Consider the following 19,391-nt stretch of genomic DNA (forward strand, 5'->3'; position numbering starts at 1 on the left):
GCCGCACCCCCAGTCACCGGAGGTGCGGGTCGGATGACCGTCACCCAGCGGCGGGGACGCCGCATCATGATGAGCCAGGACGAGCTGGACGCCTTCCTCGCCGAACAGCGCACCTGCCGCGTGGCGACCGTGGCCGCGGACGGGCGGCCGCACATCAGCCCGCTGTGGTTCTGCTGGGACGGCGCGGCCCTGTGGCTGTACTCCCTGACCCGCAGCCGCCGCTGGGCGGAACTGCGCCGCGACCCCAGGCTCGCGGTGGTGGTCGACGACGGGCACGAGTACGGCGAACTGCGCGGGGTGGAGCTCTCCGGCGAGGCGGTCTTCGTCGGCGAGGAGCCCCGCTCCGGCGTGTCGTGCCCGGAACTCGACGCGCCGGAGCGGATGTTCGCGGCGAAGTACTTCGGCCTGGACACCATGCCGTACGACGGGCGCCACGCTTGGCTGCGCCTGGTCCCCGAGGCGATCCGCTCCTGGGACTTCCGCAAGATCCCACAGGGCTGAGGGCTTCCTCGGGGCCGGGTCCGACCCGGCTCCCGGCCGGCGGTCAGTCGACGACCTTCTCCCCGACCGAGCGCAGCACCTCGACCGCCGCCCGGATCGAGGGCCTGCGGTCGGCGTCCGCGCGCCAGATCGCGTAGATGTGCCGCCGCATCGTGGGCTGGCTGACCGGTACCATCCGCACCCCCTCGGGCACCGGGCCGCGGCCCAGCCGGGGCACCACGGCGATGCCCAGCCCGGCGGCGATCAGCGAGAGCTGGGTGTGGTGCTCATGCGCGGTGTGCCGGATGCGCGGCTCGATGCCCTTGCCGCGCAGGGTCACCATCAGCCAGTCGTAGCAGAATCCGCCCTTGGGCCAGGAGATCCACTCGTCGTGCACGAAGTCCTCCGGCTCGACCGCGTGCCGGTCGGCGAGGGGGTGGTCGGCGGGCATCGCCACATCCACCGGGTCGTCCAGCAGGGCGGCCTTGACCAGCCCGTCGGGCATCGGCAGCGGTTTGTTGTACCAGTCCAGGACCACCGCCAGGTCGATGTCGCCGCGCACCACCGAGGGCACCGACTCGTCCGGCTCCATCTCCTGGAGCCGGACGTTCAGCTGCGGATGCTCGGTGCGCAGCCGGCTCAGCGCCGCCGGGAAGAGACCGCGGACGGCGGTCGGGAACGCGCCCAGCCGCAGCTCGCCGACGGCGTGGCCGCGCTGCGCCTCCAGATCCGCCTGGGCCAGCTCCACCTGGGACAGGATGCGCGCCGCGTGGTCGGAGAGCAGCCGCCCGGCGTCGGTGAGCCGGATTCCGCGCCCGTGCTTGGCGAGCAGCTGCTGCCCGGTCTCCCGCTCCAGCTTGGCGAGTTGCTGGGAGACGGCGGAGGTGGTGACGTGCAGACCCTCCGCGGCCCCGCTCACGGAGCCGTGGCGGGCCACGGCGTGCAGGGTCCGGAGGCGATCCAGGTTCAACATGTAAGGAATGCTACGCGATCCCGCCCAGGAAGATCCTCTTGCCCTAAGAGGTTGTAGAACACATCGTAACGGACATGATCACACCGACCGCCCCGGCCCCCGCCAGGCCCGGCCGGCGATCAGTCACCGCCCAGGGCGCTGCCGAGGTCTTCCACCGTCCACCGCTGCACCTCGTCGACATGGAGCGCGGCGGCCGTCATGGCGGCCTCCGCGTCCCGGTCGAGCATGGCGTCGACGATCTCCAGATGGCGGCGGGTGGACCCGGCGATACGGTGCGGGCCGGTGGCGCCCAGGACGCGCAGCCACTGGACGAACGGCTCGACCGAACTGCGCGCCCGCACCAGGCGGGTGTTGCCCGCGTGGGTCACGATCAGGTTGTGCAGCCGGTAGTCGCTTTCGAAGAAGGGCTCGTAGTCCCCCTCGTCCGCGTGGCGCTTGGCCGCCACGATCTCCTCGCGCAGCTCGCGCAGCAGCGCCTCGGGCATCGTGCGGGCCGACAGGCCGGTCGCCACCCACTCGATGCCCTTGCGCAGCTGGCACACCTCGACCACGTCGTCGGCGGTCGGCTGGACCACGAAGGTGCCCGACCGGGGGCGGGTGACGATCAACTGGTCGTACTCCAGCCGGTTGAGCGCCTCGCGCACCGGCGTCTTGGACGTGCCGAACTCCTCGGTGAGGTCGTTGATGGCGATCCGCGAGCCCGCCTTCATCAGGCCGTGCACGATCCGGTGCCGCAGCACGCGGTAGATCTGGTCGGGCAGCTTCTCCACCACCACCCGCTGCTCGGGCGCGCCGAGCGGGGAGGCGGTCGGAAGGGGCGGGATCGGGGGGTTCATCGAGCTCACCTTCTACGGTCGCGGTCCGGTCAAGGAGCCGTCAGGAGACCGGCCTTCCCCAGTGCGTCGGCGATGACGGCGCGCTCCTCGTCTGTCGCGGGAGTGAACGGGTGGCGCGGCAGGCCGCCGTCACGCCCCTGAAGCGACAGGGCCGCCTTGATCCTGGCCGGCAGGTTGGGGCCGTCGATCGCGCGCCAGACCCCCAGTATGACGTTGTGGAGGCGCAGCGCCTCGCGGTGGTCCCCGCGCTGGACGGCCTCCCACAGCTCCACGCTGAGCCGGGGGGTGACGGTGGGGATGGCGGCGAGCGCGCCGTGGGCGCCCATCGCGAACGCCGGGTAGTGCAGGTCGTCCAGGGCGGCGAGGATGGCGAAGCGGTCGCCGACCCGGTGCAGCAGATCGGCCAGCAGATGCATGTCGCCGCCGCTCTGCTTGACCGCGATCACCTCCGGGACGTCGCCGAGCCGCTCGATGACGTCCACCGGGACCAGCGCCCAGGGCACCACGTTGTAGACGACGATCGGCAGGCCCACCGCGGAGCCGATGCGGCGGAAGTAGTCGACGGTCTGGTCCGCGTCGGGGGCGAAGACATAGTGGACCGGGGTGACCTGGAGGGCGTCCACCCCGGCCGCCTTGAGCGCCCGGCCGTAGCGGATGGCCTCCGCCGTGGAGTTCTGGATCACGCCGCCGATCACCGGGACCCGGCCGTCCACCTCCTTGACGACCCGGGCGCAGATCGCGGCGCTCTCCTCGGCCGACAGGGCGTGGCCCTCGCCGGTGCTGCCGCAGGCGCAGATGGCGGTGACGCCGGAGTCCAGCAGGTACTGGATCTCCGGGCCCAGGAGGTCCAGATCCACTTGATCGTCGGCGTCGAACGGTGTCACCACGGTCGAGATGATCCCGTGCAGATCGAGTGTCACATTGTCTCCCTCGTGCGTCGACGGCCGTCCACGGGCCCCACGAGCGCCGCCTGCCGTGATTCCGGAGTGCCGATCCCTGGACGGGACCTGCGCCGCAAGCCTAGCATCTGGCATCTGGAATATCAGAGGAGACCAAGGATGCCCACCCCTGCCTCAGCGTTGAGTCAGCAGACGCCTCATGACGCCGACCACACCGCCGCCCGCCGCGTCGCGATCGCCAGTGCCATCGGCACGACCGTCGAGTACTACGACTTCACGCTCTACGCCACCACCGCGGCCCTCGTCTTCGACCACGTCTTCTTCCCCTCGGTGAACGACGCGGTCGGGACGCTCGCGGCGTTCTCCACCTTCTTCGTCGGCTATCTCGCACGCCCGCTCGGCGGCGTGATCTTCGGTCACTTCGGCGACCGGCTCGGCCGCAAGACCGTCCTGGTGACCACCTTGCTGCTGATGGGCCTGGGCACCTTCTGCATCGGCCTGCTGCCCTCGTACGGCACCATCGGCATCGCCGCCCCGGTCCTGCTGGTCCTCATCCGGCTGATCCAGGGCCTGGGGATGGGCGGTGAGTACGGCGGCGGGGTGCTGATGGCGCTGGAGTACGCACCGCGCGAGCGGCAGGGCCTCTACACCAGCCTGGTGCACATCGGCACCCCGGCCGGGGTGCTGCTGCCGGTCGGCCTGGTGAGCGTGCTCAGTGCCACCATGTCCGACAGCGCCTTCGACGCCTGGGGCTGGCGGGTGCCGTTCCTCGCCAGCATCGTGCTGGTCGGCCTCGGGATGTATCTGCGCGTCACCGTGAGCGAGAGCCCGGAGTTCCGGCGGCTGCGCGCCGAGCGCGAGGTCAAGAAGATCCCGCTGCGCGGGCTGGCCGACGGCCATCTGACCTCAGTCGGCTGCTCGATCATCGCCAAGATAGCGGAGAGCGGGCTGTTCAACGTCTACTACGTCGTGGCGCTCGCCTACGCCACGGATGAGCTCGGCGTGGACAAGCAGCCGGTGCTGATCGCAATCCTCATCGCCTGTGCGCTGGAGTGTCTGACCCTCCCCCTGTTCGGCGCGCTCTCCGACCGCGTCGGACGGCGGCTGGTCTACGCGGGCGGCGCCGTCTTCCAGGCGCTGCTGATCGTGCCGTTCTTCCTGCTCGTCCAGACCCGCGAGCCGGTGCTGATCACCCTCGCGATGACGCTGGGCCTGGCGGTCGGGCACGGCGCGATGTACGGCGCCCAGGGCGCGCTGTTCGCCAACCTCTATCCGGTCGCCCTGCGGTACACCGGCCTGTCCGTGAGCCAGCAGGTCGGCGCCACGCTGGGCGGGGGCCTGTCACCGCTGCTGGGCACCGCGCTGATCACCGCCTTCGACGGGCGCCCGACCGGTGTCTGCCTCTACGCCGTCGGCGTCGTACTGCTGTCGGGAGTGTGTACCCTCGCCCTGCGCCGCGGTGACCACAGGCCGCTGCGGTGGCGCCCCGCCGGTGCGGCCGCCGCCGATGTCCGCGGCGCCACGGAATGACCCCATCCGGAGCCCTCCGCACCGTCTCCCCCACAATGGGCGCGTCCGTAACCGTCCGACTAGTTTCTCCTCATCAAGGAATATCATCACAATGCCCCTCTACTTCGCCGACTCGGCCGAGTCGATCGTCCCCGACGCCCTCGCCGGATTCGCCTCCGCACACGCCGACCTCGTCAGCCACCATCCCGACCACGGCTATCTCCGCGCCCGCGGCGGCTCCGCACAGCGCCGGGTCGGACTGGTCTCGGGAGGCGGCTCCGGCCATGAACCCCTGCACGCGGGGTTCGTCGGCGCCGGGATGCTGGACGCCGCCTGCCCCGGCCGGATCTTCGCCTCGCCCCACAACCGGCAGATCTTCGAGGCCAGCCGCGCCGTCGCCGGGCCCGAGGGGGTGCTGCACATCGTCAAGAACTACACCGGGGACCGCATCAACTTCGGCATCGCCGCCGAACGCCTCGCCCATGAGGGCATACCCTGCGCCCGCGTCCTGGTGGACGACGACCTCGCCACCGACTCCGACGAGATCGCGGTCGGCCGGCGCGGCACCGGCGCCACCCTGATCGTGGAGAAGATCCTCGGCGCCGCCGCCGACGAGGGACGCGGCCTGGAGGACCTGGCCGCCCTCGGCGCCGAGGTGACCCGGCGCTCCCGCAGCCTGGCCGTCGCCTCGGCCGCCCACACCGCGCCCGGCTCCGGCACCCCGGCGTTCGAGCTTCCCGACGGGGTCTGGGAGTACGGCGTCGGCATCCACGGTGAACGGGCCGACAGCACCACCCCCGCGGTGCCGCTCACCCAGCTCGTCCGGACGATGACCGACCGGCTGCTGGCCGCGCTGCCCGACGGCCCCCGGCCGCGGGTGCTCGCCCTGGTCAACGGGCTCGGCGCGACGACCTCCCTGGAGCTGTACGGCATACTCCACGCCCTCACCAAGGCCCTGGACGACAACGGCGTCGCCCTCGACCGGTCCCTGACCGGCACCCTGATCAGCGCCCTCGACATGCGCGGGTTCTCGCTGTCCCTGCTCGCCGCCGACGACGAGCTGCTGCGGCTGTGGGACGCGCCCGCCCGCACCCCCGCCTGGCCACTGTGACCCACCCGAGGCCCGTCACCGCCGCCGCGCATGCCGACCGCAGACCACAGATCCCCGAGGAGTTCCCCGCCATGTCAGCGATACCCGCACCACACCGCCTCACCTACGACACCACCGCGGCCTGGCTCATCCGCTTCGCCACCACGGCCGATTCCGTCGAACCCGAACTGACCGCCCTCGACCAGCGGGTGGGCGACGGCGACTTCGGCACCAACCTCACCGGCGGGATGGCCGGGGTGCGCCGCGCGCTGCACGCCCTCTCCGACGGCCCCGCCGCCGACCGGGAGTCCCCCGCCGTGCCGCTCGCCACGGCGGCACGGGTCTTCCTCGACGACGTGGGCGGCACCAGCGGCCCGCTGTTCGGCCTGCTGCTCCAGGAACTGGCCGCCGCGGTCGCCGCCAACCCCGCCACCGCGGGCACCCGCGAACTGGCCGCGGGCACCACCGCCGGCGCGGCCGCGATCCAGCGGGTCGGCGAGGCCGAGGTCGGCGACAAGACGCTGATCGACGCCCTCGTCCCGGCCGCCCAGGCGCTCAGCGCATGCGCCCCGGACACCGAGCCGGGGCAGGCGCTCCACCAGGCGGCGGTCGCCGCCCACCAGGGAGCCGGCTCCACCACCGATCTGCGCGCACGGCGCGGCCGCGCCAGCTACACGGGAGATCACGCCCGCGGCGTGCCCGACCCCGGCGCCATGGCCATCGCCCTGCTGTTCGCCTCCTACGACGACGCGCTCAGCTCGCTGGACCAGCTGCCGTAGCAGGCCGCGTCCCGGGCCCGGTCCGGTGACTCGTCGCGGCCCCGCGACGCCTGGGCACGGCGCCCCCGGCCACCGCCGGGAGGTACGCCCCCTGCCCGGACGCCGCGGGGCCGCCCTTCGGGCGACGACGCGCTCAGCTCGCTGGACCAGCTCCGTAGCAGGCCGCGTCCCGGGCCCGGTCCGGTGGCTCGTCGCGGCCCCGCGACGCCTGGGCACGGCGCCCCCGGCCATCGCCGGGAGGTACGCCCCCTGCCCGGACGCCGCGGGGCCGCCCTTCGGGCGACGACGGGAAGGGAAGGGGACGACAGGCCCTCGTCGAGCCGTGACGACAGGCCCTAGTCGAGCCGCCCGGCCACCGTCGCGCCCGTCGCCGCGGCCACCGCGTCGGCGACCGCCTCGATCTCGTCGGCGGCCAGCGGTGAGACCGTCAGCCGTACCCCGGGCGGCGAGGCCACCCGGAAGCGCGCCCCGGGGGCGGTCGCCCAGCCCGCCGCCAGCAGCCGGGCGACCGCGCCGGTCTCGTCCAGGACCGGCACCCACACGTTCATCCCGCTGTGCCCGTGCGCGGCGATCCCCCGCTCGCGCAGCGCCCGTACCAGCGCCGCGCGCCGCGCGCCGTACGACGCCGCCACCGCCGCCGCGTCCACCGCGTCCGTCCGCCACAGCCAGGCCACCGCGTGTTGCAGCAGATGGCTCACCCAGCCCGGCCCCAGCCGCTGGCGGCCGCGCACCCGGTCCAGGGTGACGGGGTCGCCGGTGAGCACCGCGAGCCGCAGATCGGGGCCGTACGCCTTGGCGGTGGAGCGGACCAGCGCCCAGTGGTCGGTGGCACCGGCCAGGGGGCGCAGGGGCATGTCCACGATGCCGTGCCCGTGGTCGTCCTCGATCAGCAGCACGGCCGGATGGCCGGCCAGCACGGCCCGCAGCTCCCGGGCGCGGCTCTCGCCGACCGCCGCGCCCGTCGGGTTCTGCGCCCGGTCGGTGACCACCAGCGCCCGCGCCCCCCGGACCAGCGCCTGCTCCACCCGCTCGGGCAACGGCCCGTCGTCGTCGACCCCGACCGGGACCGCGCGCAAACCGAGCGCCGGGATCAGGTCGAGCAGACTGCCCCAGCCGGGGTCCTCCACCGCGACCGCGTCACCGGGCCGCAGATGCGCGGCCAGCACCCGCTCGATCGCGTCGAGCGAGCCGGAGGTGACGGCGACGGGCCCGGCCGGCACCCCGTCCGCGTCGAGCGCGGCGCGGGCGAGTTCGGCCAGCTCGGGGACGAGGTCCGGCGCGCCGTACAGCGTCGGGCGCTCCGCCGCGCGGGCCGCGGCCGCCGCCAGCGGCGCGCCGAGCGGGGGCAGCAGCGCGGGGTCGGGGTTGCCGCTCGACAGGTCGCGCGCGCCGGTGGCGTCGACGCCGATCCACTCGCGGGGCGTGCTGGCGGGGCGGGCGCGCACCCGGCTGCCCCGGCGCCCCGCCGTCTCGATCACGCCCCGTTCGCGCAGCACGCGGTAGGCGGCCGCGACCGTATTGGGATTCACGCCCAGCCGTTCGGCCACCTCCCGCAGGGGCGGCAGCGGTTGGCCCGGCGACAGCTCACCGACGCCGACCGCGCGCTCCACACTGGCCGCGATATCGGCTGCGCGACGACCTGCGATCGGATAATCTCCTAGCACAAACGCTATTTTGCACTAGTGCAATGGAGGACGCAAATGCCCGCCCCGGATGCCACCGCCGCGACCACCGCGCCCGACAACGCCTACACCCCGACCGACCGGACCGTGCCGACCCGCGCCCGCGAACGCGCCTCGTACGACCGGGAGCTGGTGCACGCGATCCTCGACGAGGGCTACGTCTGCCACCTGGGCTTCCTACGTGATGGCGCCCCCGTCGTCCTGCCGACCCTCTACGGCCGGGTCGGGGAGCGGTTGTACGTCCACGGCTCGACGGGGGCGCGCCCGCTGCGCATGGCGAACGGGGCGGGCGCCGAGGAGCCGGGGCTGCCGGTGTGCCTGACCGTCACCCATGTCGACGGACTGGTCCTGGCCCGCTCGGCGTTCCACCACTCCCTCAACTACCGCTCGGTGGTGGTGCACGGCACCGCCCGCCCGGTGACCGACCCGGCCGAGCGCGGCACCGCGCTGGACGCCCTGGTGGACCAGGTGGTGCCGGGCCGGGCCGCCGACTCCCGCCCCGCCAACGCCAAGGAGCTGGCCGCCACCGCCGTGCTGCGCCTGGACCTCGAGGAGGTCTCCGCGAAGATCCGCACCGGCGGGCCCAACGACGACGCCGAGGATCTGGGGCTCCCCCACTGGAGCGGCGTGGTGCCCGTCGCCCGCGGCTACGGCGCGCCGGTCCCCGCCGACGACCTGGCGCCCGACACGCCGGTGCCCGCCTACCTCACCCGGCTCTGACCGGCGCCCCGCCGCCCTCCGTACACGATCCGGAGGGCGGCGGGGCAGCGGGGGACGGCGGGGCGGCGCGAGGCCCGTGGGGCGGCGGGGCGGCGCGAGGCCCGTGGGGCGGTCATCCTCCCGCCGAGACCTCCCGTTCCGCCGGAACCGAGCCCGCCACCGGCTCGGCCGCGGCGGCCTTCGGGGTGGAGGTCTGGGCGATCAGGGCGCCGGCCAGCACCACCACACCGCCGACGAGCTGCGCCACGCCCAGGTGTTCAGCCAGCAGGACCCACGCCAGAACGGTCGCGACGACCGCCTCCAGACAGGCGACCACCCCGGCCACCTGCGGGGAGAGCCGGCGCACCGACAGCACCCCGGTGAGATACGCGACCACCGTCGCCGCCAGCACGATCCAGCCGAGCAGCAGCACGGCGGGAACGCGGGCGTCCGCCAGGTCGGCGCGGCCGGTGAGGACCGACCAGTCCATGCGCCAGGGGCGGCCGACCACGGTCAGCGCCACGGCTCCGATCAGCAGCCCGTACGCGATGACGCCGAGCGGGTCCGCCGCGTCCTGGCCGTCGCTGCCGTGGTCGGAGAGGACGAAGTAGCCGGTCTGGCAGAAGGCCGCGCCGAAGGCCAGCAGCAGTCCGAGGGGGTCGAAGCCCAGTCCGGACCACACCTCCACCACACAGGCGAGCCCGCCGACGGCCAGCACGACACCGGCCGCCGCGGCCCGGCTCACCGGCCGGCGCTGGACGAACCGCACCCACCCCAGCACCAGCGCGGGCGCGAGGTATTCGACGAGCAGGGCGACGCCGACAGGAATCCGGGAGAGCGCCGCGAAATAGCACGCCTGCACCCCCGCGACGGCCAGCAGCCCGAACCCCACCAGCAGTCCGGGGCGGCGGGTGAGCAGCCGGCGGTGGCGCCAGGCCAGGGGCAGCAGGACCAGGGCCGCTCCCGTCACCCGCAGCCAGGTGACCTCGAGCGGCGCCAGCCCCGCCTCGATCAGTGGTTTGGCGGCGACACCCGATCCGCCGAACGCGAGCGCCGACAGCAGGGCGAGTCCCAGGCCGGCGTTCCTTTGCTGTGGGTGGGCTCCGGATACGTGCACCGGGCCATCATGTCAGCTCACGTCACGGACGGGCACGGCAGAGCTGACGGACCGTCAGCATTGCATGTTCGAGTCCCCGGGGCTACGGTGCCCGGCACCGCCGCACCACACACCGCCCAGGACGCGCGGAAGGGACTCCCCCATGGCCGAGGTCAGCGCGCAGACACACATCGAGGCACCGGCCGAGAAGGTCTGGGCCCGGCTGACGGACTTCACCACGTACGGCGAGTGGAACGCCACCCACACCAGCTTTCCGCAGGGCGGCCCGGCCACCTTGGACGTGGCGGCGACCTATCAGGAGAACATGAAACTGATGGGCTTTCCGGCCGAGGTGACCTGGACCGTCGAGGAGTGCGAACCCGCCCGGCTGCTCGTCACCCGGGGCAAGGGCCCGATGGGCGTGAACCTCGCCATGCGCTACTCGCTCACACCGGACGACGGCGGCACGACGGTGCGCGTCGACGGGGAGTTCACGGGGGCGGCGATCTCGCTGATGGCCGGAAAGCTGAAGGACTCGGCGACCAGCGCGCTGGGCGAGTCGCTGCGCAAGCTCGGCACCCTGGTCGATTAGGACCCGCTCGCCGCCGAGATCCGCCAGAAGCGCGCCGCGCACCGCCCCCGCGCGGCCGTACCCCCGTCCGCTCGGGCTCAGCTCTCGCCGCCCCGCTCGGTGCCGCCCTTCTCCTCGTCCTGTTCGGCGAGGATGAGATACAGCCGCTTGCGCGACTCATTGATGACGGAGACGGCCTTCCGCCGCTGCTCCGCGCTGCCGGTGCGCCAGACCTGGGAGAACGCCTCCATCAGCCCGAAGCCCGCCTGGCGGACCTCCTGCATGGCCTCCCAGTCGACACCGCGCCCGGCCTCCTCCCACGGGGCCGCGGGCCCCGCCTCGGCCTCGGCGCGGCCGGGGTCGGTGAGCGCGAACAGCTTCTTGCCACCCTCGCTCTCGCTGCTGATCAGCCCCTCGTCCTCGAGCAGCTGAAGCGTGGGATACACCGAGCCGGGGCTGGGCCGCCAGGCCCCTCCGCTGCGCTCGGCGATCTCCTGGATCATCTCGTAGCCGTGCATCGGGCGGTCCTTCAGCAGGGCCAGGATCGACGCGCGCACATCGCCGCGCCGCGCCCGCCCGCGCACCCCCCGGCCGCCGGGCCCGCCGGGGCCACGCCCACCGGGACCCCGGCCGCCGAACGGGGGCCCACCGAAGGGCGGCCCGCCGAAACCGGGGCCGAACGGGCCGAAGGCCGCTCGCCGCCGCTCACCGTCACCACCCCGGCCATGGTGACCGGGTCCGACATGCTCATGTCCGTGTCCATGGGAACGCATCGTGACGCTCCTTTCTTCTTCGATCCATCACGACAACTCAACGATATATCGGAACCGATCGAAGAACAACCCCAACGACAACCTCAACGACAACCCCTTCGACAACCACGCCGACGATCCCGGTGAGAGCCACGTGCGGGCGATTGGCCATGGCTCCCCCGCCACCCGCCGCCTACGGTCGCGCTATGCGGATACGAATCGTCGACGCCTTCACCGAGCGCCCCTTCGCCGGCAACCCGGCCGGGGTCGTCCTCCTCGACACCGACGCCTTCCCGGACGACGACTGGCTCCAGCGGGTCGCCGCCGAGGTCAATCTCGCCGAAACGGCTTTCGCCCACCCGCTCCCGGAGATCGCGGAGGCCGACTGGGCACTGCGCTGGTTCACCCCGGCCACCGAGGTGGCCCTGTGCGGCCACGCCACGCTGGCCACCGCCCATGTCCTGCGGACGACCACCGGAGCCGCGACCGGCACGGTCCGCTTCGCCACCCTCAGCGGGGTGCTGTCGGCGACGATCGGCGACGACGGCGCGATCACTTTGGACTTCCCCACGGCCGCACTGACCGAGTCGGCCGTGCCCCGGAAAACGGCCGAGGTCGCCACAGCACTCGGCGCCGAGATCGTCTCCGCGTACGAGGCCGGTCCGTACGTCGACGACCTGTTGCTCGAGCTGGCCGACGAGAAGACCGTGCGCGCCCTGACCCCGGACCTCGCCGCGCTGAAGCGGCTCGGCCACCGGGGTGTCATCGTGACCGCGGCCGCCGAGGACCCGGCAGGTGGCTACGACTTCGTCTCGCGGATGTTCGCCCCGGCCGTCGGCATCGACGAGGACCCGGTCACCGGCAGCGCGCACACCGTGCTCGCGCCCTACTGGTCGGCCCGGTTCGGCCGCGACGAGCTGACCGGACTACAGGTGTCCGCGCGCACCGGCCTGGTCCGCACCGCGCTGCGCGGCGACCGTACGCTGCTGACGGGGAGCGCCGTCACCGTGATCGACGGCGAACTGCTGGCCTGAGACCCGCGGGCCGGGCGGACGGCGGGTCAGGCCGTGGGCAGCCAGTCCACCCGGCCCGCCAGCAGGGCGTAGCCGACGAAGGCCACGATGTCGATCAGCGAGTGGGCGGCGACCAGCGGCCCGACCCGCCCCCAGCGGCGGTAGAGCAGCACGAAGATCACGCCCATCGCCAGATTGCCGAAGAAGCCGCCGATCCCCTGGTAGAGGTGGTACGAGCCGCGCAGCACCGAGCTGGCCAGCAGCGCGGCCATCGGGGTCCAGCCCAACTGCCCGAGCCTGCGCAGCAGATAGCCGACCACGATCACCTCCTCCAGCACCGCGTTCTGCACGGCGGAGGCGATCAGCACGGGGATCTTCCACCACACGTCGGGCAGCGACTCGGGCACCACCGTGAGGTTGCCCCCGGCCGCCCGCGCCCCCAGGTACAGCAGCAGCCCGGTGCCGCCTATCCCGGCCGCGATCGCGGCGCCCCACGCCAGGTCGAAGCGCGGCCGGGCGCGGTCGAAGCCGATCACCCGCAGCCCGGCGCCCTCGCGCAGCAGCAGATGGGCGACGAGCGCGACCGGCACCAGCGCGGTCGCGATCCCGAACAGCTGCCAGGCCAGGTCCAGCCAGGGCCGTCCCGGCGCCGCCGAGGAGTTGAGCGTGGCCGCCTGGTCCTTCAGCCCGCCCGGTCTGGTCACCGAGCCGATGAAGCTGATCAGCGCGGAGAGCGCGTTCGCGCCCAGGGACAGCGCCAGCACGAGCAGCGTCTCATTGCGCAGCGTCCGCCGCGAGAGCCCGTCCTCGACCAGGGCGTCCGCGCCCCGCGCCTGTGACCGCACTCCTGTCCCCACTTCCGTTGGTCCGCCTCATCGGTGCACCCGCCCCGCTCACCGGACAATACGGGGTCGTGCTCCGGGATGCGGCGGTCACCCGGAGAGATCGGTGGGCCAGGTGTGCACCGGTGCGTCGGTGCGCATCAGGGCGCAGTAGCGGCGGGTCATGGCCGCGAGCGCGGCGTCCCGGTCGAGCCCGCCGTCCAGCGCCCGGTGGTAGGCGGCCGCCTGCCAGGACGCGCCGTTGACCCGCAGCTTGCAGCGCTCCTCGATCACCCCGAGGTAGCGGTCGCGGTCGGCCGGCTCCACACCCCACCCGTCGAGCCCGGAGGCGGCCAGCGGCAGCAGCTCCTCGCGGACCAGCCGTACGGCCGAGGTTCGCGCCAGCGAGGCCGACCGGCCGGATTTGGGCCATTGCAGGACCGCGTCGATGCCGTGCCGGCAGGCGGCGTCGAAGTTGGCGGCGGCGGCCGCGAACGGCAGCCGGCTCCACACCGGGCGGGGCTCCTCGGCCAGCGCCCTGACCAGTCCGTAGTAGAAGGCGGCGTTGGCGATGACATCGGTGACGGTGGGTCCGGCCGGCAGCACGCGGTTCTCCACGCGCAGATGCGGCACGCCGTCCACCACGTCGTAGACGGGCCGGTTCCAGCGGTAGATGGTGCCGTTGTGCAGCGCCAGTTCCTGGAGTTCGGGCACTCCGCCGGCGTCCAGCACCCGCAGCGGGTCCTCGTCCTGGCCGCCGGAGAGCAGGGGCGGGAAGTAGCGCAGATTCTCCTCGAACAGCTCGTAGGCGGACCCGATCCAGCGCTCGCCGAACCAGGTGCGCGGCCGCACCCCCTGGGCGGCGATCTCCGGCGGGCGCACATCGGTGGCCTGGAGGAACAGCGGCGGCCGGGATTCCCGCCACACCTCATGGCCGAAGACGAAGGGAGAGTTGGCGCCGACCGCGATCTGCACGGCGGCCACCGCCTGCGCCGCGTTCCACGCGTCCGCGAAGCGTCCCGGGGTGACCTGGAGATGGAGCTGGACGGAGGTGCAGGCCGCCTCGGGGGCGATGGAGGCGCTGGCGTAGCCGAATCGCTCCCGGCCCTCGATGTCGATGAGGAAATCCTCGCCGCGGGCGGCCAGCATCTGCTCGTTGAGGAGTTTGTAACGGTCGTCATAGGAGAGGTTCGCGGATCCCAGGTCGCTCGCGGTGAGGGTGGGAAGAATTCCGATCATCACGATCTCGGCGGACACTTCCCGCGCCTTGCGATCGGCATATGACAAAGCGGTTCGGAGCTCTTCCGACAGCTGGTCGAGAACGCTTCCGCGCAAACGGTGGGGCACGATGTTTACTTCAAGATTGCACTGCCCGAGTTCGGTCTGGAAATCATGACTCCCGATGCGCTCCAGAACCTCCGCGTTCATCATCCTCGGCAGCCCGTCGGGCCCGGCCAGATTCAGCTCGATCTCCAGCCCCATCAGATTCTGCGGGCGGTCGAAGCGCTTGTCGGCCAGGAGTCGGCCCAGCCCGTCGAGGCACTGCCGCAACCGGACGCGCTGCCGCCGCCGCCCGGACGGGTCGAACTCACCGGCTATGAGCTTCTCCCCCATCGAAGCGTCCCTCCTCGAGTGGATCATCGGTGCCAGCCGCGTGTACACCACGCACGATGATGCCCACCAATGTGATCGATAACGCCCCGCGATCCCCACCCAGCCGGTAGGCTCTCAGGAACTGTGCATTGCGCCGGAGAAATGGACCAGCGAGATCCAGCCTACCGCGCGGGCCACAAAATGCCAGGTCATATCAGTTCATCTGGCACAGAATCGGGGAAAATCCCCGCCCTTCCGGGGTCCGGATAACCTCTTGTCGGGAATATCGGCCACAGCTAGATGAAACACAACGGGAACACTTGTCGTATAAACTCGGCTAACGAGGCAGAGAGATAACGCCCGAACGGTTTGTTCCGGCTCCCCTCTGACCCGTGTTCCACCGACAGCGCCGCCCAAACCCGGCCCGCTATCGCTTCACCGTGTCTCCCAAGCGAGAGGCAGACCCACCATGCCGCTGCATGTTCCCCAGGCCCCCGCGGCCGCCCTGCGCAGCGTCCTCACGGCCCTTGACTCCCCCACCGCCGTCCGCGAGGCCCGCACCCCCGCACTCTCCACGCTCACCGGCCCCTTCGAACCCGAACTCCCGCTCCCCGTCCACGTCCTGGACGACATCACCACCCCCGACGGCCCGCCACGCACCCGGCTCACCGGCTGGCGCTTCCTGATCCGCGACGGCGACCGCACAGTGGCCGCCGCCGAGGCGATGCTCACCGCCGACGGCTGGGCCTTCTCCCACTTCTCCGAGGGCCCCTACGTCCGCTCGGCCGAACTCGCCCTGCACCAGGCCGAGTCACTGCCCTCGGCGTACCAGCCCCGGCTGCTGTCCATCCCCGAGCTCTACATGGTCACGCTCTGGCTGCACGGCGACCTGACGGCGGACGGCGCCGAAGGCGGCCTGGGCGCCGGGGACCTGCTGGTGCCCCTCGCCCCGGCCCCACCCGGCATCGCGCCCCACCGGGCGCATCGCGCGACCGACCTGCTGCCTGTCCTCACCCACCGGCTGACCCCGGCCCCCTTGCTTGGCTCACCCGCCTGACCTGCGCCGTGAACAGGGCAGGAGCGCCCCGTGACCGCCGGGTCACGGGGCGCTCCGACGCATCCTCGTAACAGTCCGGCAGCGGTGAACCGTCCACGCGGCTGATGCGTCATTATCGAGCGAGACCGGTACCGCGAAATCCCTGCGGAATCCAGCCCGCGGGGCAACACTGGAGCAATCGACCGACTCAACCACGGGGGGCGGCCATGAACGCCGCGACGAGCCGCAGGACATTCACCACTCCGCAGCGAAAGAACCCTGCCATGTGCCAGCACCAACCACCCTGCCCATCAGCCGACTCCGCCGACCGGGAGGCCGCGCATCTGGTGGCGCACCACCCGGAGCAGGGATGGAGCCTGCTGTGCAACGGTGTCCTGCTCTTCGAGGACACCGGTGAGCTGTTGCCGGACGGGCGCGTCATCGCACCGTGCCGACCGCTGGGTTCCGAGCACGTCGTCACCGCGGCCTGACGGCCGTCTCGACGGCACGTACGCACACCAGGGGCCGGCCCGGCGCATCGCCGAACCGGCCCCACTGACGCACGCGTCATCGCCCCGCCGGGGGATGCCCCTCAGCCCTCGTAGGACTCCAGGGGCGGGCAGGAGCAGACGAGGTTGCGGTCCCCGTAGGCCCCGTCGATCCGCCGCACCGGCGGCCAGTACTTGCCGGCCGCCGACACCCCGGCCGGGAAGACCGCTTCCTCCCGGGAGTAGGGGTGGTTCCACTCCCCGGTCAGCGACGCCGCCGTATGCGGGGCGTTCCGGAGCGGATTGTCCTCCTTGGTCCACTCGCCCGAGGCGACCTTCTCGATCTCGGCCCGGATGGCGATCATCGCCTGGCAGAACCGGTCCAGCTCCGCCAGGTCCTCGCTCTCCGTCGGCTCGATCATCAGCGTCCCGGCGACCGGGAACGACATGGTCGGGGCGTGGAAGCCGTAGTCGATCAGGCGCTTGGCCACATCGTCGACGGTCACCCCGGTGGCCTTCGTCAGCGGGCGCAGATCCACGATGCACTCATGCGCCACCAGCCCGCCGGGACCGGTGTAGAGCACCGGGTAGTGCGGTTCGAGCCGCTTGGCGATGTAGTTGGCGCCGAGCACCGCGACCTGGGTCGCGTGCCGCAGCCCCTCGGCGCCCATCAGCCGGATGTACGCCCAGGAGATCGGCAGGATGCCCGCCGAGCCCCACGGCGCGGCCGAGACGGGGCCGACGCCGGTGGCCGGGCCGGCGGCGGGCTGTAGCGGATGGTTGGGGAGGTAGGGCGCCAGGTGCTCGCGCACCGCGACCGGTCCGACGCCGGGGCCGCCCCCGCCGTGCGGGATGCAGAAGGTCTTGTGCAGGTTCAGATGCGAGACATCGCCGCCGAACCGGCCCGGCTCGGCGAGCCCGACCAGCGCGTTGAGGTTGGCGCCGTCCACGTAGACCTGGCCGCCCGCGTCGTGCACGGCGGCGCAGATCTCGGTGATGTGCTCCTCGAACACCCCGTGGGTGGACGGGTAGGTGACCATCAGCACGGCCAGTTCCGCACCGTGCTTCTCGATCTTGGCCCGCAGATCGTCGGCGTCGATCTCGCCGTCCTCGCCGGTTTTCACCACGACGACCTTCATCCCGGCCATCACGGCGCTGGCGGCGTTGGTGCCGTGCGCTGAGGACGGGATCAGGCAGATGGTGCGCTGGGTGTCCCCATTGGCCCGGTGGTAGGCGCGCACCGCCAGCAGTCCGGCCAGCTCGCCCTGCGATCCGGCGTTCGGCTGGAGGGAGACCTTGTCGTATCCGGTGACCTCGGCCAGCCGCTCCTCCAGCTCACGGACCAGGGTCAGATAGCCCCGGGCCTGCTCGGCCGGTGCGAAGGGGTGCAGCGCGCCGAACTCGGGCCAGGTGATCGGCTCCATCTCGGTGGTGGCGTTGAGCTTCATGGTGCAGGAGCCGAGCGGGATCATGCCCCGGTCCAGGGCGTAGTCCCGGTCGGCCAGGCCCCGCAGATAGCGCAGCATCGCGGTTTCGGAGCGGTGCTGGTGGAAGACCGGATGGGTCAGATAGCCGTCCCGGCGCAGCAGGGCCGCGGGCAGCGCGTCGGACGCCGAGGCGTCCAGTTCGTCGATGTCGGGGAGCCCCGGGGCGTCGTCGCCTCCGCCGTCCGTCCCGAAGGCGCACCATACGGCGGACAGCTGCGCCCGCCCGGTGGTCTCGTCACAGGCGATGCCGACGTGGTCGGCGTCGGTCAGCCGCAGATTGACCCCGGCCTCACGGGCCGCGGCCACGACCTCGGCGGCCCGGCCCGGCACCCGTGCGGTGAGGGTGTCGAAGAACGCCTCGTGCACCACCTCGACCCCGCGGGCCCGCAGCCCCTCGGCGAGCACGGAGGCGTAGCGGTGGGTGCGACGGGCGATCGCCGCGAGCCCCTCCGGGCCGTGGTAGACGGCGTACATCCCGGCCATCACGGCCAGCAGCACCTGCGCGGTGCAGATGTTGCTGGTGGCCTTCTCCCGGCGGATGTGCTGCTCCCGGGTCTGCAGCGCCAGCCGGTACGCCTTGTCGCCGTCGGCGTCCACGGAGACCCCGACCAGGCGGCCGGGAAGGTTACGGGCGTAGGTGTCGCGCACCGCCATGAAGCCGGCGTGCGGTCCGCCGAAGCCCATCGGGACGCCGAACCGCTGGCTGCTGCCGACCGCGATGTCCGCGCCCAGCTCGCCGGGCGAGGTGAGCAGGGTGAGCGCGAGCAGATCGGCGGCGACGGTGACGACGGCGCCGAGCTCATGGGCGCGCTCGATGACCGGGCGCGGATCGCGCACCGCGCCGGAGGCACCCGGGTACTGCACCAGCACGCCGAAGACCCCGCGCTCGGCGATCTCGTCCGGGATGCCCTCGGCCAGGTCGGCGACGACCACCTCGACACCGGTCGGCTCGGCGCGGGTCCGGATGACCGCGATGGTCTGCGGCAGACAGTCGGCGTCGACCAGGAACACACCCTCCTTGCCCTTGCCGACGCGCCGTGACAGCGCCATGGCCTCGGCGGCCGCGGTGGCCTCGTCCAGCAGCGAGGCACCGGCGGTGGGCAGCCCGGTCAGATCGGCGACGACGGTCTGGAAGTTGAGCAGGGCCTCCAGCCGGCCCTGGGAGATCTCCGGCTGGTAGGGCGTGTACGCGGTGTACCAGGCGGGGTTCTCCAGCACATTGCGCAGGATCACCGGCGGGGTGAAGGTGCCGTAGTAGCCGAGGCCGATCATCGACGGCAGCACCTGGTTGCGGTCGGCGAGTCCACGCAGCTCGGCGAGGACCTCCGGCTCGCTGCGGGCCGGGGGCAGGGCACCCAGCGCCTCGGCGCTCTTTATCACGTCCGGTACGGCGGCCTCGGTGAGCTCGTCCAACGAGCCGAAACCGACCTGGGCGAGCATCTTGGCCTGCGCCTCGCCGTCGGGGCCGATATGGCGCTGCTCGAACGGAGTACCGCGTTCCAGGTCGGAGAGAGCGATGCGATTGGCGGTCATCTGCGGGGGCCTCCTGGTCTGTGACGACCGGCGAGGGGCACCACGGCGTAGGTG

At 72.5% G+C, this 19,391-nt stretch carries 18 protein-coding genes; 9 read left to right on the plus strand and 9 right to left on the minus strand.

Annotated elements, in window-relative coordinates:
* Positions 1-33: 33 nt before the first annotated feature.
* A complete protein-coding gene (locus tag N6H00_RS06020; protein ID WP_268970521.1) occupies positions 34-501 on the plus strand; it encodes a pyridoxamine 5'-phosphate oxidase family protein in 468 nt (155 codons plus the stop codon).
* 43 nt (positions 502-544) lie between these two features.
* On the opposite strand, the gene N6H00_RS06025 is transcribed toward N6H00_RS06020, so the two are convergent.
* From N6H00_RS06025 to N6H00_RS06035, 3 genes are all read right to left on the minus strand, one after another.
* A complete protein-coding gene (locus N6H00_RS06025) occupies positions 545-1,453 on the minus strand; it encodes a LysR family transcriptional regulator (RefSeq protein ID WP_268970522.1) in 909 nt (302 codons plus the stop codon).
* Between the two features lie 119 nt (positions 1,454-1,572).
* Positions 1,573-2,289, minus strand: a complete 717-nt coding sequence (locus N6H00_RS06030; protein WP_268970523.1) for a GntR family transcriptional regulator — start codon at positions 2,287-2,289, stop codon at positions 1,573-1,575.
* Between the two features lie 29 nt (positions 2,290-2,318).
* A complete protein-coding gene (locus tag N6H00_RS06035; RefSeq protein WP_268970524.1) occupies positions 2,319-3,209 on the minus strand; it encodes a dihydrodipicolinate synthase family protein in 891 nt (296 codons plus the stop codon).
* A gap of 138 nt (positions 3,210-3,347) precedes the next feature.
* Between N6H00_RS06035 and N6H00_RS06040 the strand changes: the two genes are divergently transcribed.
* The 3 genes from N6H00_RS06040 (at position 3,348) to dhaL (ending at position 6,566) form a co-directional block, all read left to right on the plus strand.
* Complete coding sequence (locus N6H00_RS06040) at positions 3,348-4,718, plus strand: MFS transporter (protein ID WP_268970525.1); 1,371 nt, start codon at positions 3,348-3,350, stop codon at positions 4,716-4,718.
* Positions 4,719-4,809: 91 nt separating this feature from the next.
* Positions 4,810-5,808: a dihydroxyacetone kinase subunit DhaK gene (locus N6H00_RS06045; protein WP_268970526.1), complete on the plus strand. Its 999-nt coding sequence runs from the start codon at positions 4,810-4,812 to the stop codon at positions 5,806-5,808.
* Positions 5,809-5,879: 71 nt separating this feature from the next.
* Positions 5,880-6,566 (plus strand): dihydroxyacetone kinase subunit DhaL, encoded by a 687-nt coding sequence (dhaL, locus tag N6H00_RS06050; protein WP_268970527.1) that lies wholly within the window; start codon positions 5,880-5,882, stop codon positions 6,564-6,566.
* A gap of 335 nt (positions 6,567-6,901) precedes the next feature.
* Here dhaL and N6H00_RS06055 read toward each other — a convergent pair whose 3' ends face one another.
* Positions 6,902-8,230 (minus strand): aminotransferase class I/II-fold pyridoxal phosphate-dependent enzyme, encoded by a 1,329-nt coding sequence (locus N6H00_RS06055; protein WP_268970528.1) that lies wholly within the window; start codon positions 8,228-8,230, stop codon positions 6,902-6,904.
* Positions 8,231-8,266: 36 nt separating this feature from the next.
* Here N6H00_RS06055 and N6H00_RS06060 point away from each other — a divergent pair, with 36 nt between their 5' ends.
* Positions 8,267-8,968, plus strand: a complete 702-nt coding sequence (locus tag N6H00_RS06060) for a pyridoxamine 5'-phosphate oxidase family protein (protein ID WP_268970529.1) — start codon at positions 8,267-8,269, stop codon at positions 8,966-8,968.
* Between the two features lie 112 nt (positions 8,969-9,080).
* On the opposite strand, the gene N6H00_RS06065 is transcribed toward N6H00_RS06060, so the two are convergent.
* Positions 9,081-10,064 carry an EamA family transporter gene (locus N6H00_RS06065; RefSeq protein WP_268970530.1) on the minus strand — a complete coding sequence of 328 codons (984 nt, stop codon included), beginning with the start codon at positions 10,062-10,064 and terminating at the stop codon, positions 9,081-9,083.
* Positions 10,065-10,206: 142 nt separating this feature from the next.
* On the opposite strand from N6H00_RS06065, the gene N6H00_RS06070 reads away from it, so the two are divergent.
* Complete coding sequence (locus N6H00_RS06070; protein WP_268970531.1) at positions 10,207-10,635, plus strand: type II toxin-antitoxin system Rv0910 family toxin; 429 nt, start codon at positions 10,207-10,209, stop codon at positions 10,633-10,635.
* A 77-nt stretch (positions 10,636-10,712) separates the two neighbouring features.
* On the opposite strand, the gene N6H00_RS06075 is transcribed toward N6H00_RS06070, so the two are convergent.
* Positions 10,713-11,387: a PadR family transcriptional regulator gene (locus tag N6H00_RS06075; protein WP_268970532.1), complete on the minus strand. Its 675-nt coding sequence runs from the start codon at positions 11,385-11,387 to the stop codon at positions 10,713-10,715.
* Positions 11,388-11,572: 185 nt separating this feature from the next.
* On the opposite strand from N6H00_RS06075, the gene N6H00_RS06080 reads away from it, so the two are divergent.
* Complete coding sequence (locus N6H00_RS06080) at positions 11,573-12,400, plus strand: PhzF family phenazine biosynthesis protein (RefSeq protein ID WP_268970533.1); 828 nt, start codon at positions 11,573-11,575, stop codon at positions 12,398-12,400.
* Between the two features lie 26 nt (positions 12,401-12,426).
* On the opposite strand, the gene N6H00_RS06085 is transcribed toward N6H00_RS06080, so the two are convergent.
* Together N6H00_RS06085 and N6H00_RS06090 are read right to left on the minus strand one after the other, a co-directional pair.
* Positions 12,427-13,236 (minus strand): CPBP family intramembrane glutamic endopeptidase, encoded by an 810-nt coding sequence (locus tag N6H00_RS06085; RefSeq protein ID WP_268970534.1) that lies wholly within the window; start codon positions 13,234-13,236, stop codon positions 12,427-12,429.
* A gap of 75 nt (positions 13,237-13,311) precedes the next feature.
* Positions 13,312-14,814: a glutamate--cysteine ligase gene (locus tag N6H00_RS06090; RefSeq protein WP_268970535.1), complete on the minus strand. Its 1,503-nt coding sequence runs from the start codon at positions 14,812-14,814 to the stop codon at positions 13,312-13,314.
* A 448-nt stretch (positions 14,815-15,262) separates the two neighbouring features.
* On the opposite strand from N6H00_RS06090, the gene N6H00_RS06095 reads away from it, so the two are divergent.
* Both N6H00_RS06095 and N6H00_RS06100 read left to right on the plus strand, forming a co-directional pair.
* Positions 15,263-15,850 carry a hypothetical protein gene (locus N6H00_RS06095; RefSeq protein WP_268970536.1) on the plus strand — a complete coding sequence of 196 codons (588 nt, stop codon included), beginning with the start codon at positions 15,263-15,265 and terminating at the stop codon, positions 15,848-15,850.
* A gap of 263 nt (positions 15,851-16,113) precedes the next feature.
* Positions 16,114-16,320, plus strand: a complete 207-nt coding sequence (locus tag N6H00_RS06100) for a DUF5999 family protein (RefSeq protein ID WP_037964925.1) — start codon at positions 16,114-16,116, stop codon at positions 16,318-16,320.
* A gap of 101 nt (positions 16,321-16,421) precedes the next feature.
* On the opposite strand, the gene gcvP is transcribed toward N6H00_RS06100, so the two are convergent.
* Positions 16,422-19,337 (minus strand): aminomethyl-transferring glycine dehydrogenase, encoded by a 2,916-nt coding sequence (gene gcvP / locus N6H00_RS06105; protein WP_268970538.1) that lies wholly within the window; start codon positions 19,335-19,337, stop codon positions 16,422-16,424.
* Positions 19,338-19,391 lie beyond the last annotated feature (54 nt).

The organism is Streptomyces sp. S465 (genome assembly GCF_026898115.1).
GTDB lineage: Bacteria > Actinomycetota > Actinomycetes > Streptomycetales > Streptomycetaceae > Streptomyces > Streptomyces luomodiensis.